Source organism: Pseudomonas mandelii (genome assembly GCF_002251635.1).
Lineage (GTDB): Bacteria > Pseudomonadota > Gammaproteobacteria > Pseudomonadales > Pseudomonadaceae > Aquipseudomonas > Aquipseudomonas mandelii_B.
In genome coordinates this window covers 1-14,962 of record NZ_NMOJ01000022.1, presented here as the reverse complement: position 1 = coordinate 14,962, position 14,962 = coordinate 1, and the positions used below count along the sequence as shown (strand labels likewise).

The window sequence follows — 14,962 nt, the reverse complement described above, 5'->3', positions numbered from 1 at the left end:
GCTTGTTCTTATAGGGCTGACGGTTGCGTCGTCCCCTGACAATAGGTTGGCTGTGCGCAGTCTACAGGGTAGGCCGGAATAAAATCTTGAGCTTGCGGCCGGCATGCGGTTTGCTGAAACGATGCACTGTGTCTGGAATGCTTTTGTAAAAGTTTATTGGAAAAAATATTCCACGTAAAAATTATTTGGAATAATTATTGATTGTTCGGTCCCGGTCGTTTTAGTCTGCATCCCACCAAGAGCGTTCGGCGCCTGAAACGCCCCGAACGCAGGCTGATAAAAATAACAGGAGCCAGCATGGGCCAGACTCGTTTTGCCAGTGGGCGTCAATTGGATCTGATTTGCCTCGGGCGCCTTGGCGTCGACCTCTATGCGCAGCAAGTCGGGGCGCGGCTGGAAGATGTTTCAAGCTTCGCCAAATACCTTGGGGGATCGTCCGCCAACATTGCGTTCGGCACCGCGAGGCTGGGGCTCAAGTCGGCGATGCTGAGCCGGGTAGGGGACGACCACATGGGCCGCTTCCTGGTGGAATCCCTGGCCCGTGAAGGCTGTGATGTCAGCGGCATCAAGGTCGACGCGGAGCGCCTTACCGCCCTGGTCCTGCTGGGCCTCAAGGACCGCGAAACCTTCCCCTTGGTGTTCTACCGCGAAAACTGCGCCGACATGGCGCTGCGCGCTGAGGACATCAGCGAAGCCTTTATTGCCTCCAGCAAAGCCTTGCTGATCACCGGCACACATTTCTCCACCGATGGCGTGTACAAGGCGAGCATCCAGGCCCTGGATTACGCCGAGAAGCACAACGTCAANCGGGTGCTGGATATTGACTACCGCCCCGTGCTGTGGGGCCTGGCGGGCAAGGCGGATGGTGAAACCCGGTTTGTCGCCGACCAGAATGTCAGCCAGCATGTGCAGAAAATCCTGCCACGTTTCGACTTGATCGTCGGCACGGAAGAAGAGTTTTTGATTGCGGGCGGTTCGGAGGATTTGCTCACGGCGTTGCGCAATGTTCGGCGCCTGAGTGATGCCACGTTGGTGGTCAAGCTCGGGCCGCAGGGTTGCACGGTGATCCACGGGGCGGTGCCAGCGCGGCTGGAGGATGGCGCAATTTACCCGGGCGTGCGGGTTGAAGTGCTGAATGTGCTGGGGGCCGGCGATGCGTTTATGTCGGGCTTCCTCAGCGGCTGGATAAACGATGCCAGCGATGAGCGCTGCAGCCAGTTGGCCAACGCCTGCGGTGGTCTCGTGGTGTCGCGTCATGCCTGTGCCCCAGCGATGCCGACCCGTGCCGAACTCGATTACCTGTTCAACAGCCCGGTGCCGATCACCCGGCCGGATCAGGACGACGTGCTGCAGCGTCTGCATCAGGTCAGCGTCCCGCGCAAACAGTGGAAGCAACTGTTCATTTTTGCCTTTGATCACCGTGGACAACTGGTGGAACTGGCGCACAAGGGTGGTCGCGACCTCAACGCCATCTGCGAACTCAAGCAACTCTTTATCAAAGCCGTGGAGCGGGTTGAAGCGGATTTGCGTGAGCAAGGGATCGAGGCTGATGTCGGGTTACTGGCCGATCAACGTTTCGGCCAGGACTCGCTGAACGCCGCTACAGGGCGCGGCTGGTGGGTGGCGCGGCCGGTGGAAGTGCAGGGCTCGCGGCCGTTGGCGTTCGAACATGGGCGCTCGATTGGCAGCAATCTGATCGCCTGGCCGCAGGAGCAAATCATCAAGTGCCTGGTGCAATTCCACCCTGACGACGAGCCGATGCTGCGCCTGGAACAGGAAGCGCAACTCAAGGGGTTGTACCAGGCTTCCCAGGTCAGCGGCCATGAACTGCTGCTGGAAATCATCCCGCCCAAGGATCATCCGTCGCCGCACCCGGACGTGCTGTATCGCGCGCTGAAACGCCTCTACAACCTGGGGATTTACCCGGCGTGGTGGAAGATCGAAGCGCAGAGCGCCGAGGAGTGGAAGCAGCTTGATGAGTTGATTCAGGAGCGAGATCCGTATTGCCGGGGCGTGGTGTTGCTGGGGCTGAATGCGCCGGCGGCGGCACTGGCCGAAGGGTTTCAACAAGCGAGCCAGAGCCAGACCTGTCGCGGGTTCGCGGTGGGGAGGACGATCTTCCAGGAACCGAGCCGCGCGTGGATGGCGGGGGAGATTAATGATGAGACGCTGATCCACCAGGTGCAGGGCACCTTCGTCGAACTCATCAACGCCTGGCGCACCGCCCGCGCTTGATGGACTGACGCTGACCCCTTGTGGGAGCGGGCTTGCTCGCGAAGACGGCGGCACATTCAACGNTTGTCGATTCGACAAGCCAGCTTCCACACACACCAGATATCAGTGAAGCTGAAAAACAATAAAGGTGCAGCCATGCCCGCAATCCGAATTGGCATCAACCCGATCTCCTGGAGCAACGACGACCTGCCGGCGCTGGGTGGCGAAACGCCCCTGAGCACCGCCCTGAGCGAAGGCAAGGAAATCGGCTACGAGGGTTTTGAGCTCAACGGCAAATTCCCCAAGAACGCAAAAGGCGTCGGGGACGTGCTGCGGCCTTACGGTCTGGCGCTGGTGTCCGGCTGGTATTCCAGCCGTCTGGCGCGCCGTTCGGTGGCCGAAGAAATTGACGCCATTGGCAGCCATGTCGAGCTGCTGGCGAAGAACGGCGCCAAGGTGCTGGTTTACGGTGAAGTGGCCGACTCGATTCAGGGTCAGCGCATCCCCTTGGTGGAACGCCCGCGCTTNCACAGCGAGCAGGCCTGGCAGGAATACGCCGACAAGCTCACCGAACTGGCGCGTTTCACCCTGTCCCAAGGCGTGCGCCTGGCCTATCACCACCACATGGGCGCTTACGTAGAATCCCCGGCCGACATCGACAAGCTGATGGCACTGAGCGGCAGCGAAGTCGGTCTGCTGTTCGATTCGGGCCATTGCTACATGGGCGGCGGCGAGCCGTTGCACGTCTTGCGCAAACACATCGACCGCGTCTGCCACGTGCACTTCAAGGACGTACGCAAGCCGGTGGTGCAACTGGCGCGCAATCAGATGTGGAGCTTTCCGGACTGCATCGTCAATGGCACCTTCACCGTGCCCGGCGATGGCGATATCGACTTTGCCGAGCTGCTCGATGTATTGCTGGCCAACGATTACCACGGCTGGCTGGTGGTTGAGGCCGAGCAAGACCCGGCCGTGGCACCGAGTTACGTCTACGCGAAAAAAGGCTACGACACCTTGCGTGCCTTGCTCGACGAGAGGGTTGCGCTATGAGCCTGCTGGTCAAAAGCAACGCCCGTGGCCGGACCATGGTCGAGTTGGGTAAAGGTGAGCTGGAATATGTCGGCTTCGCCGCTTACCGCTTGAGCCTGGGCGAAACCTTGCCAGTGGCGGCGGGCGATAAAGAGCTGTGCCTGGTGCTGCTCAGCGGCCGGGTCAGCATCAAGGGCGAAGCGCCGGGGCAGGGCGCGTTCGACTGGGACAACCTCGGTGATCGCCAGTCGGTGTTCGAAGACAAATCGCCGTTTGCCGCTTATCTGCCGCCGGGCAGTCAGGCTCAGGTCGTTGCGTTGAGCGATGTGCAGATCGCCGTCTGCGCCGCACCGGGCTCAACCGAAAAAGGCCTCGGCCCTCGGCTGATAAAACCCGACACTATGAAACGCAGCGTGCGCGGCAAGGGTGCCAACACCCGTTACGTCTGCGACATCCTGCCTGACAGCGAGCCGGCCCATTCGCTGCTGGTGGTGGAAGTGCGCACGCCCTCGGGGCACTCATCGAGCTACCCGCCGCACAAGCACGATACCGACGATTTGCCGCACCAGAGCTTTCTCGAAGAAACCTATTACCACCAGATCAACCCGCCCCAGGGTTTCGTGTTCCAGCGCGTCTACACCGACGACCGCAGCATCGATCAAGCCATGGCCGTGGAAAACAGCGACTTGGTGGTCGTGCCCAAGGGTTATCACCCGGTCAGCGTGCCNTATGGCTACGAGTCGTACTACCTGAACGTGATGGCCGGGCCGAAACGCGTCTGGCAGTTCCATAACGATCCGCAGCACAGTTGGCTGCTCGACCTCTGATCCACTTTCTGCACGGAGAACANTCTGCACGGAGAACAAGAACAATGAGCAACGCCCCGGTCATCGGCCATTACCTCGACGGTCAAGTGCAAGACAGCGGCAGCGAGCGGTTCAGCAATGTCTTCAACCCGGCCACCGGCGAGGTGCAAGCGCGTGTCGGGCTGGCCAGCGAGAAAACCGTCGATGACGCCGTTGCCTCGGCCCTGAAAGCGTTCCCGGCCTGGTCCGAGCAATCGTCCCTGCGCCGTTCGCGGGTGATGTTCAAGTTCAAGGAATTGCTCGACCGTCATCACGATGAACTGGCCGAAATCATCAGCCGCGAACACGGCAAGGTGTTCTCCGACGCCAAGGGCGAAGTCACCCGTGGCATCGAGATCGTCGAATACGCCTGTGGCGCGCCGAGCCTGCTGAAAACCGAATTCAGCGACAACATCGGCGGCGGCATCGACAACTGGAACCTGCGCCAGCCACTGGGCGTGTGCGCCGGGGTCACGCCGTTCAACTTCCCGGTGATGGTGCCGCTGTGGATGATCCCGCTGGCGCTGGTCACCGGTAACTGCTTCATCCTCAAGCCCTCCGAACGCGACCCGTCCGCCAGCTTGCTGATGGCCCGTTTGTTGACCGAAGCCGGTTTGCCGGACGGCGTGTTCAACGTGGTCCAGGGCGACAAGACAGCGGTCGATGCGCTGCTGCAACACCCGGACATCGAGGCGATTTCCTTTGTCGGCTCGACGCCGATTGCCGAGTACATCCACCAGCAAGCCACCTCGCGCGGCAAGCGCGTTCAGGCGCTGGGCGGGGCGAAGAATCACATGATTGTCATGCCCGACGCGGATCTGGACCAGGCCGCAGACGCCTTGATCGGCGCGGCTTACGGCTCGGCCGGCGAGCGCTGCATGGCGATCTCGATTGCCGTGGCGGTGGGTGATGTCGGTGACCAGCTGATTGCCAAGCTGCTGCCGCGCATCGATCAGCTTAAGGTCGGCAACGGCATGCAGGGCGACAGCGACATGGGGCCGTTGGTGACGGCTGAACACAAGGCCAAGGTCGAAGGGTTTATCGATCAGGGCGTGGCGCAGGGTGCGCAGCTGATTGTCGACGGTCGTGGGTTCAAGGTGCCGGGCGCGGAGAACGGCTTCTTCGTCGGCGCGACGCTGTTCGATAACGTCACGACCGAGATGAGCATCTATCAGCAAGAGATCTTCGGCCCGGTGCTGGGCATCGTCCGCGTCCCGGACTTCGCCAGCGCCGTGGCATTGATCAACGCCCACGAATTCGGCAACGGCGTGTCGTGTTTCACCAGCGACGGCGGCATCGCCCGGGCNTTTGCNCGNNGTATCAAGGTCGGTATGGTCGGCATCAACGTGCCGATTCCGGTGCCCATGGCCTGGCACTCGTTTGGCGGCTGGAAACGCTCGCTGTTCGGCGACCATCACGCCTATGGCGAAGAAGGCATCCGCTTCTACAGCCGCTACAAAAGCGTGATGCAACGCTGGCCCGACAGCATCGCCAAGGGCCCTGAATTCAGCATGCCGACAGCCAAGTGATTCATCTGTGCGGAGAACAACAATAATGAGCAAACCCCTGCGTTTCGCCTTGAACCGTATGGTCGCCCCACGTTTGTCCCTGCCCGCGTTCATCAACCTGGCGGTGGCCCTCAAGGCTGACGCCATCGAGATTCGCAACGACCTTAAAGGCGTCGAGATCGAGGAAGGCACCTCGGCCGCGCATGTCCGTGAGTTGTGCGTGGCCCAAGGCATCAGCGTGCTGTCGATCAACGCGCTGTACCCGTTTGATGTGTGGAATGACGAGCGCCGGACGCTGGCCTTGAAACTGGCGGCTTATGCTCGTGATTGCGGCGCGCAGGGGTTGGTCATGTGCCCGCTGAATGATCGCGCGGATACTCGTAGCGAAGCCGAGCGCGCTTCAGGTTTGCGCACCGCCTTGAGTGAACTGGCGCCGATCCTGCGCGATCACGGCATTCTCGGTTTCATCGAGCCGTTGGGTTTCGAAGAATGCTCGCTGCGGCTTAAACGCACGGCGGTGGAAGCGATCAAGGTAGTCGGTGGGCTGGATGTGTTCCGCCTGGTGCACGACACCTTTCATCATCACCTGGCCAGCGAGCATGAGTTCTTCCCGGAACTGACCGGGCTGGTGCATATCTCCGGCGTGGAAGATGCAGACGCNCCANTGAAGACGATNCGCGACGGCCACCGCGTGCTGGTCGGCGAGGGCGATATCCTCGGCAATGCTGCGCAGATCGACACCTTGCTCAGCACCGGGTATGGCGGCTATCTGTCGTTCGAACCGTTTGCCGACAGCGTCCATGGCCTGGCCAACATCGAGCAGGCCATTGGAGCAAGCATGAATCACCTACAAAAATCCCAAGGCTAATGAAGAACCCCTACAAGTTTTCTGCGTGTATTGAAGGATCAGTTATGACCACAACAAGACTNACCTACAAAAATCCCAAGGCTAATGAAGAACCCCTACAAGTTTTCTGCGTGTATTGAAGGATCAGTTATGACCACAACAAGACTGACCATGGCCCAGGCTCTGGTGAAATTCCTCGATAACCAGTACATCGAGGTCGACGGCGTCCAGAGCAAATTTGTCGCCGGTGTGTTCACCATTTTTGGTCACGGCAACGTGCTGGGCCTGGGCCAGGCCCTGGAGCAGGACAGCGGCGACCTGGTGGTGCACCAGGGCCGCAACGAGCAGGGCATGGCCCACGCCGCCATCGGTTTTGCCAAGCAGCACCTGCGCCGCAAGATCTACGCGTGCACCGCATCCGTGGGCCCGGGCGCGGCGAACATGCTGACCGCCGCCGCGACGGCCACCGCTAACCGCATTCCCTTGCTGCTGTTGCCCGGCGATGTCTACGCCTGCCGCCAACCTGACCCGGTGCTGCAGCAAATCGAGCAATTCCACGACCTGAGCATCAGCACCAACGATGCGTTCCGTTCGGTGAGCAAATACTGGGACCGCATCAACCGTCCCGAACAGTTGATGACCGCCGCGATCCACGCCATGCGCGTGCTCACCGACCCCGCCGAAACCGGCGCTGTGACCCTGGCGCTGCCGCAAGACGTGCAGGCCGAAGCCTACGACTATCCCGATTACTTCCTGCAAAAACGCGTGCACCGAATCGAGCGTCGTCCGGCCACCGAAGCGATGCTCGGCGATGCCTTGGCGCTGTTCAAAGGCAAGCGCAAGCCGCTGATCATTTGCGGTGGCGGGGTCAAATACTCCGGGGCCAACGCGGCATTACAGGCGTTTGCCGAACGCTTCGACATTCCCTTCGCCGAGACCCAGGCCGGCAAAAGCGCGGTGGTGTCCAGCCATCCGCTGAACGTCGGCGGGATTGGCGAAACCGGGTGCCTGGCGGCGAACTTGCTGGCAAAAGACGCCGATCTGATCATCGGCATCGGCACCCGCTACAGCGATTTCACCACCGCGTCGAAATCCCTGTTCCAGCATCCGGACGTGCAGTTTCTCAACCTCAACATCAGCCCGTGCGATGCCCTGAAACTGGATGGCGTGCAACTGCTGGCGGATGCGAAAACCGGTTTGCTGGCGCTGGCCGAAGCACTGGGCGATTACCGTTCCGCGTGGGGCGATCAACCGCGTCAGGCCAAGGCCCAACTGGATGAGGAGGTCGATCGGCTCTATCAGATCGAGTACCAGTCTCAAGACTTCTCCCCGGAAATCAACGACCACATGGACCCGGCCGTACTGCGCGAATTCATCGAACTGACCGGCTCGTGCCTGACCCAGAGCCGNGTNCTCGGTGTGCTCAATGACACCCTGGCCGATGACGCCATCATCGTCGCCGCCGCCGGTAGCCTGCCCGGCGACTTGCAGCGCAGCTGGCGCAGCAAAGGCGTCAACACCTACCACGTCGAGTATGGCTATTCATGCATGGGCTACGAGATCAACGCGGCCCTCGGCGTGAAGCTGGCTGAACCGACAAAGGAGGTGTACGCGCTGGTCGGCGATGGCTCTTACATGATGCTGCACTCGGAGCTTGCCACCTCGATCCAGGAGCGGCGCAAGATCAACGTGGTGCTGCTGGACAACATGGCGTTCGGTTGCATCAACAACCTGCAGATCGGCAACGGCATGGACAGCTTCGGCACGGAATTTCGCTTCCGCAACCCCGAGACCGGCAAGCTCGACGGCGGCCTGGTGCCGGTGGATTTCGCCATGAGCGCGGCGGCCTATGGCTGCAAGACTTACAAAGTGAACACCGTTGAAGAGCTGAGAGCTGCACTGGCGGATGCGCGCTTGCAGACCGTATCGACGCTGATCGACATCAAGGTCCTGCCCAAAACCATGATTCACGGCTACCTGTCGTGGTGGCGGGTCGGCGTGGCGCAAGTCTCCACCAGCGCCAGCACCAACGCGGTGGCCAAGAACCTCAATGAACGACTGGCCAAGGCCCGTCAGTACTGATTGCCCTGAATCGAACATAAGGAGTCCTTACATGTCATTAAAGTTAGGCGTCATCGGCACCGGGGCCATCGGCCAGGACCACATTCGTCGTTGCAGCCAGACCTTGCTTAACAGCCAGGTAGTTGCGGTGACCGACATCAANNTGCAGCAAGCCGCCAAAGTGGTGTCCGACCTGAATCTGACCGCCGAGGTCTACCCCGACGGCCACGCGCTGATCCAGGCGCCGNANGTCGAGGCGATTCTGGTGACCTCCTGGGGCCCGAGCCACGAAGAATTCGTGCTCGCCGCCATCGCCGCCGGCAAACCCGTGTTTTGCGANAAGCCCCTGGCCGTCACCGCCGAAGGCTGTCGCAACATCGTTGAGGCCGAAGTGGCCCACGGCAAGCGCCTGGTTCAGGTCGGTTTCATGCGCCCGTATGACGAAGGCTATCGCGCACTCAAAACGGTGATCGACAGCGGCCAGATCGGCGAGCCGTTGATGCTGCATTGCGCGCACCGCAACCCAACGGTGGGTGAGAACTACAAGACCGACATGGCCATCACCGACACGTTGATCCACGAGTTGGATGTGTTGCGCTGGTTGCTCGATGACGATTACGTGTCCGTGCAAGTGGTGTTCCCACGCAAGAGCAGCAAGGCCCTGGCCCACCTGCGCGACCCGCAGATTGTGCTGCTGGAAACCGCCAAGGGCACGCGCATCGACGTGGAAGTGTTTGTGAACTGCCAATACGGCTACGACATCCAGTGCGAAGTGGTGGGGGAGACCGGTATCGCCAAGCTGCCGGAACCGTCGCAGGTTCAACTGCGCAGTGGCGCGAAGTTGTCGAACGCGATTTTGATGGACTGGAAGGATCGCTTCATCGCGGCCTATGACGTCGAGTTGCAGGCGTTCATTGATGGCGTGCGAGCGGGGCAGGTCGGTGGCCCGTCAGCATGGGACGGCTTCGCCGCCGCCGTCGCTGCCGACGCCTGCATCGAAGCCCAAAACAGCGGTCAAATCGTAAAACTCACCCTGCCAGACCGCCCCCATTTTTACGGCTAACCACAATCCCCTGTGGGAGCGGGCTTGCCCGCGATAGCGATCNGACANTCAACANTGATGTTGACTGTNCTNCCGCTATCGCGGGCAAGCCCGCTCCCACAGGGACTGCGTTCTATTTATAAGGAAAATTCACTCATGCGCATCGGACTTGTCGGTTACGGCCATGGCGGCCGGTTTTTCCATGCTCCGCTGATCAGCAGCCTGCCGGCGGCGACGTTCGTGGGCGTGGTCACCCGTTCCCCGGAACGCCGGCAGTTGCTGGCGGCGGAATACCCGAGCGTACCGGCCTTCGACAGCATCGGCCAATTGGTCGAAGCCGGGATCGATGTGCTGGTGGTGTCGACGCCGCTCAAGGGCCGCCCGGCATTGGTACTCGACGGCATCGAACACGGCGTGGCGGTGGTCAGCGACAAGCCGTTTGCCGCCGATGCTCAGCAAGCCCAGACCCTGATCACCATGGCCGAGCGCCAGGGCGTACAGCTCAGCGTCTACCAGAATCGCCGCTGGGACTCGGACTTCCTCACCGTGCGCAAACTCATCGAGTCCGGCGCCCTGGGCAAGGTCACCCGTTTCGAATCGCGGATTGAGCGTTACTCGCCGCAGTCGGTAAACAACAGCAGTGGCGGCGGCTTCCTGCGCGATCTTGGCAGTCATCTGGTGGATCAGGCGTTGCTGCTGTTCGGCCCGGTGACCCGGGTGTACGCCGAACTGGATTACCTGGAAAAAGACCAGGCCTTCGACAACGGCTTCTTTGTGTCCCTGACACACGCCAACGGAGTGATCTCGCACCTGGGCGGCAGTTGCCTGCAAAACACCCCCGGCCCGCGTTTTCGCGTAACCGGCACTCAAGGTTGTTACAGCGTCGATGGCCTGGACGGGCAGGAAGCCTCAGCGCTCGCCGGGCTATCGCCGAAATCCGAGGGTGAGCGCTGGGGCGTGGAGGAGCATCGCCGCTGGGGCTGGTTCGAACAGGGCGAAGTGCGTGAACGGGTGCCGTCGGAGCGCGGGGGCTGGAATCAGTTCTATTTGCAGCTACAAACCGCGTTACAGAGCGGTGGCCCACTGCCCGTGGATGCCCGTGATGCACTGGCGGCCACCCGTGTTCTAGACGCTGCGCGGCTGAGCTTCGAGCGGCGCCAGGTGGTGGAATTGGGCCCGTTTGAGCGTCATGGAATAAAATCAGAATAAAATTCTAAAATGAGTTGATATAGAAATAATATTCCAATAAAGTCATTTCCAGCGAACTGCCTCGCACAGGTTTTAAACGCGTTTCCCGCTTGCCTGCTTACTGAAAATCGTCACGCCTCATCCATAAAACCAACAAGAATGTGGAGAAAGACTTTTCATGAAGACCAAGATCCGTTTTGCCTCACTGGCCTTGTCCCTGATGTTCGCCAGTGGCGCTGCCCTCGCCGACATGAAGATCGGCGTCAGCATGTCCCAGTTCGATGACACCTGGCTGACCTACCTGCGCGAGTCCATGGACAAGAAAGCCAAGTCCTATCCCGACGGCGTGCAGCTGCAATTCGAAGACGCCCGCAGCGACGTGGTCAAGCAGTTGAGCCAGGTCGAAAGCTTCATCAGCCAGAAAGTCGATGCCATCGTGGTCAACCCGGTGGACACCGCCGCCACCAAGAAAATCACCGAAGCCGCCGTCAAGGCCGGCATCCCGCTGGTTTACGTCAACCGTCGCCCCGATGACCTGAAGCTGCCCAAAGGCGTGGTCACGGTGGCCTCCAACGACCTGGAAGCCGGTGAAATGCAGATGCAATACCTGGCCGACAAAATGGGCGGCAAGGGCGACATCGTGATTCTGCTGGGTGACCTGGCGAACAACTCCACCACCAACCGTACCAAAGGTGTGAAGGAAATCCTGGCCAAATACCCCGGCATTACCATCGAGCAAGAACAGACCGGCATCTGGCTGCGTGACAAGGGCATGACCCTGGTCAACGACTGGCTGACCCAAGGTCGCGAATTCAATGCGGTTCTGGCCAACAANGANGAAATGGCCATTGGTGCCGCGATGGCCCTGCAACAGGCCGGCGTCGACAAGGGCAGCGTTCTGATCGCAGGCGTCGACGGTACGCCGGACGGCTTGAACGCGATCAAGAAAGGCAGCCTCGCGGTCTCGGTGTTCCAGGATGCGAAAGGTCAGGCCGACGGCTCCATCGACACCGCCGTGAAGATGGCCAAAAACGAGCCGGTTGAACAGGCCGTGTGGGTGCCATACCGCTTGATCACGCCGCAAAACGTCGACACGTTCAAATAGCCCGTCCGCCCCATAACAACAATAAGCACGCAAGGTTGCCACCGCGACCTTGCTGATGGAGTACCTGATCATGTTCGCTTCAGCGACTGCTTCGAGCACCCCGTTGGTGGGTATCCAGCCAACCGCACTACCTGTCGATGAGCCGTACCTGCTGGAGATCATCAACGTCAGCAAAGGCTTTCCCGGCGTCGTGGCCCTGGCCGATGTGCAATTGCGGGTACGCCCGGGTTCAGTGCTGGCGCTGATGGGCGAGAACGGTGCGGGTAAATCGACGCTGATGAAAATCATCGCCGGTATCTACCAGCCTGACGCGGGGGAAATTCGCCTACGTGGCAAGCCGATTGTGTTTGAAACACCGCTGGCGGCGCAGAAGGCCGGGATCGCGATGATCCACCAGGAACTCAACCTGATGCCGCACATGAGCATCGCCGAAAATATCTGGATCGGTCGCGAGCAGCTCAACAGCCTGCACATGGTCAACCACCGTGAAATGCACCGCTGCACTGCCGAATTGCTGGCACGCCTGCGCATCAACCTTGACCCCGAAGAACATGTCGGCAACCTCAGCATCGCCGAGCGGCAGATGGTCGAGATTGCCAAGGCGGTGTCCTACGACTCCGACATCCTGATCATGGATGAACCGACCTCAGCCATTACCGAGAAGGAAGTGGCCCACCTGTTTTCGATCATTGCCGACCTCAAGTCCCAAGGCAAAGGCATCGTCTATATCACGCATAAAATGAACGAAGTGTTCGCCATTGCCGACGAAGTGGCGGTGTTTCGTGACGGCCACTACATCGGTCTGCAGCGCGCCGACAGCATGAACAGCGACAGCCTGATTTCGATGATGGTCGGCCGTGAACTGAGCCAGTTGTTCCCGGTGCGCGAGACGCCCATTGGCGAACTGCTGTTGTCGGTGCGTGACCTGCGCCTGGACGGTGTGTTCAAGGACGTGTCATTCGATCTGCACGCCGGTGAAATCCTCGGCATCGCCGGGTTGATGGGCTCGGGCCGCACCAACGTGGCGGAAACGATCTTCGGCATCACCCCGAGCGACGGTGGCGAGATTCGCCTCGATGGCCAGGTGGTGCGCATCAGCGATCCGCACATGGCCATCGAGAAGGGTTTTGCGCTGTTGACCGAAGACCGCAAGCTCAGCGGCCTGTTCCCGTGCCTGTCGGTCCTGGAAAACATGGAGATGGCCGTGCTGCCGCTTTACTCGGGCAACGGGTTTATCCAGCAGAAGGCCCTGCGCGCCTTGTGCGAAGACATGTGCAAGAAGCTGCGGGTGAAAACCCCATCCCTAGAACAGTGCATCGACACGTTGTCCGGCGGCAACCAGCAAAAAGCCCTGCTGGCGCGTTGGCTGATGACCAACCCACGCCTGTTGATTCTCGATGAGCCGACCCGTGGCATCGATGTCGGCGCCAAGGCCGAGATCTATCGCTTGATTTCCTTCCTCGCCAGCGAAGGTATGGCGGTGATCATGATTTCCTCCGAACTGCCGGAAGTGCTGGGCATGAGCGACCGGGTGATGGTGATGCACGAAGGCGAACTGATGGGCACCCTCGACCGCAGCGAAGCGACCCAGGAACGAGTCATGCAACTGGCCTCGGGCATGTCCGCGGTTCACTAAGGCAAGCTCCCTCGCCACACAGTTTTCTATTGAAGGTGGGTTATGAACGCGATACTGGAAAACAAGCCCTTGCTCCCGCTGGGCTGCGAAGCGGCCCCAATGTCTCGAACATACCGTAGAACTGGCGAGCGCTGTGGCCTCGGGCATGTCCGCGGTTCACTAAGGCAAGCTCCCTCGCCACACAGTTTTCTATTGAAGGTGGGTTATGAACGCGATACTGGAAAACAAGCCAGCAACGGCACCGGTCAAGAGTCGTCGGCGCTTTCCGACCGAGTTGAGTATCTTCCTGGTGCTGATTGGCATCGGCCTGGTATTTGAACTGTTCGGCTGGATCGTGCGTGACCAGAGCTTCCTGATGAACTCCCAGCGCCTGGTGCTGATGATCCTGCAAGTGTCGATCATCGGCCTGCTGGCGATCGGTGTGACCCAAGTGATCATCACCACCGGTATCGACCTGTCCTCCGGCTCTGTGTTGGCGCTGTCAGCGATGATCGCTGCGAGTCTGGCCCAGACCTCGGATTTCGCCCGAGCGGTGTTTCCTTCACTGACCGACTTGCCCGTGTGGATACCAGTGATCGCCGGGCTAGGTGTCGGGCTGCTGGCGGGCGCGATNAACGGCAGTATCATCGCCGTTACCGGTATCCCGCCGTTTATTGCCACCTTGGGCATGATGGTCTCGGCGCGTGGCCTGGCGCGTTACTACACCGAAGGCCAGCCGGTGAGCATGCTGTCGGACTCCTACACGGCGATTGGTCATGGTGCGATGCCGGTGATCATCTTTCTGGTGGTGGCGGTGATCTTCCATATCGCCCTGCGCTACACCAAGTACGGCAAGTACACCTACGCCATCGGCGGCAACATGCAGGCGGCGCGCACGTCGGGGATCAACGTCAAGCGCCATCTGATCATCGTCTACAGCATTGCCGGGTTGCTGGCGGGCCTGGCCGGTGTTGTCGCTTCGGCGCGTGCCGCTACCGGCCAGGCCGGTATGGGCATGTCCTATGAACTGGACGCGATTGCTGCGGCGGTGATCGGCGGCACCAGCCTGGCGGGCGGGGTAGGGCGCATCACCGGCACCGTGATCGGCGCGTTGATCCTCGGGGTGATGGCGAGCGGGTTTACCTTTGTCGGGGTGGATGCGTATATCCAGGACATCATCAAGGGCCTGATCATCGTGGTGGCGGTCGTGATCGACCAATACCGCAACAAGCGTAAACTCAAGCGCTGAGTCGTAGAGCGGACAGCCAATGCGCCACGCCTGACCCGCGTGGCGCAGCCGTTTGTCTTCTCTATACAGCCGCTCGATTGAATTTCTTGCTATAAACGCACTCCGATAACCATCGCAAAGGCTGCCATAGAGCACTTTCCGGGCTTTGTCGGACAAATTCGCTGTCTTTTCAGTTGCTGAGCCCTCAAGTCGGCCTTAGACTGCCGCCCCTCGTAAATTGAGTGCCGGGTGGCGCTTGAAATGGATGGCGCCTTTCCGA

At 60.4% G+C, this 14,962-nt stretch carries 11 protein-coding genes; all 11 read left to right on the top strand.

Annotated elements, in window-relative coordinates:
• Positions 1–297 precede the first annotated feature (297 nt).
• The 11 genes from B7L09_RS03450 (at position 298) to B7L09_RS03400 (ending at position 14,703) form a co-directional block, all read left to right on the top strand.
• Positions 298–2,235: a bifunctional 5-dehydro-2-deoxygluconokinase/5-dehydro-2-deoxyphosphogluconate aldolase gene (locus B7L09_RS03450; protein ID WP_094467754.1), complete on the top strand. Its 1,938-nt coding sequence runs from the start codon at positions 298–300 to the stop codon at positions 2,233–2,235.
• A 135-nt stretch (positions 2,236–2,370) separates the two neighbouring features.
• Entirely contained in the window at positions 2,371–3,264 is an 894-nt protein-coding gene (gene iolE / locus B7L09_RS03445; RefSeq protein ID WP_094467753.1) for a myo-inosose-2 dehydratase, read from the top strand.
• Entirely contained in the window at positions 3,261–4,070 is an 810-nt protein-coding gene (iolB, locus tag B7L09_RS03440) for a 5-deoxy-glucuronate isomerase (protein ID WP_094467752.1), read from the top strand. The genes iolE and iolB overlap by 4 nt, the downstream gene beginning before the upstream one ends.
• A gap of 44 nt (positions 4,071–4,114) precedes the next feature.
• Positions 4,115–5,617, top strand: coding sequence for a CoA-acylating methylmalonate-semialdehyde dehydrogenase (locus B7L09_RS03435; RefSeq protein ID WP_094467751.1), 1,503 nt, complete (start codon positions 4,115–4,117; stop codon positions 5,615–5,617).
• 25 nt (positions 5,618–5,642) lie between these two features.
• A complete protein-coding gene (locus tag B7L09_RS03430; protein ID WP_094467750.1) occupies positions 5,643–6,464 on the top strand; it encodes a TIM barrel protein in 822 nt (273 codons plus the stop codon).
• A gap of 129 nt (positions 6,465–6,593) precedes the next feature.
• On the top strand, positions 6,594–8,525 hold the full coding sequence (gene iolD / locus B7L09_RS03425; RefSeq protein ID WP_094467749.1) for a 3D-(3,5/4)-trihydroxycyclohexane-1,2-dione acylhydrolase (decyclizing): 1,932 nt from the start codon (positions 6,594–6,596) through the stop codon (positions 8,523–8,525).
• A gap of 31 nt (positions 8,526–8,556) precedes the next feature.
• Positions 8,557–9,567, top strand: a complete 1,011-nt coding sequence (iolG, locus tag B7L09_RS03420; protein WP_094467748.1) for a bifunctional inositol 2-dehydrogenase/D-chiro-inositol 1-dehydrogenase — start codon at positions 8,557–8,559, stop codon at positions 9,565–9,567.
• A gap of 135 nt (positions 9,568–9,702) precedes the next feature.
• Positions 9,703–10,755, top strand: a complete 1,053-nt coding sequence (locus tag B7L09_RS03415; protein ID WP_094467747.1) for a Gfo/Idh/MocA family protein — start codon at positions 9,703–9,705, stop codon at positions 10,753–10,755.
• A 157-nt stretch (positions 10,756–10,912) separates the two neighbouring features.
• Positions 10,913–11,839, top strand: coding sequence for a sugar ABC transporter substrate-binding protein (locus tag B7L09_RS03410; protein ID WP_094467746.1), 927 nt, complete (start codon positions 10,913–10,915; stop codon positions 11,837–11,839).
• Between the two features lie 70 nt (positions 11,840–11,909).
• Entirely contained in the window at positions 11,910–13,475 is a 1,566-nt protein-coding gene (locus tag B7L09_RS03405) for a sugar ABC transporter ATP-binding protein (protein ID WP_094467745.1), read from the top strand.
• Between the two features lie 205 nt (positions 13,476–13,680).
• Positions 13,681–14,703 carry an ABC transporter permease gene (locus B7L09_RS03400; RefSeq protein ID WP_094467744.1) on the top strand — a complete coding sequence of 341 codons (1,023 nt, stop codon included), beginning with the start codon at positions 13,681–13,683 and terminating at the stop codon, positions 14,701–14,703.
• Positions 14,704–14,962: the final 259 nt, after the last annotated feature.

Excerpts from the sequence above, each read along its gene's own strand:
- B7L09_RS03415 (WP_094467747.1), top strand. The coding sequence starts at position 9,703 with ATGCGCATCGGACTTGTCGGTTACGGCCATGGCGGCCGGTTTTTCCAT.
- B7L09_RS03405 (WP_094467745.1), top strand. The coding sequence starts at position 11,910 with ATGTTCGCTTCAGCGACTGCTTCGAGCACCCCGTTGGTGGGTATCCAG.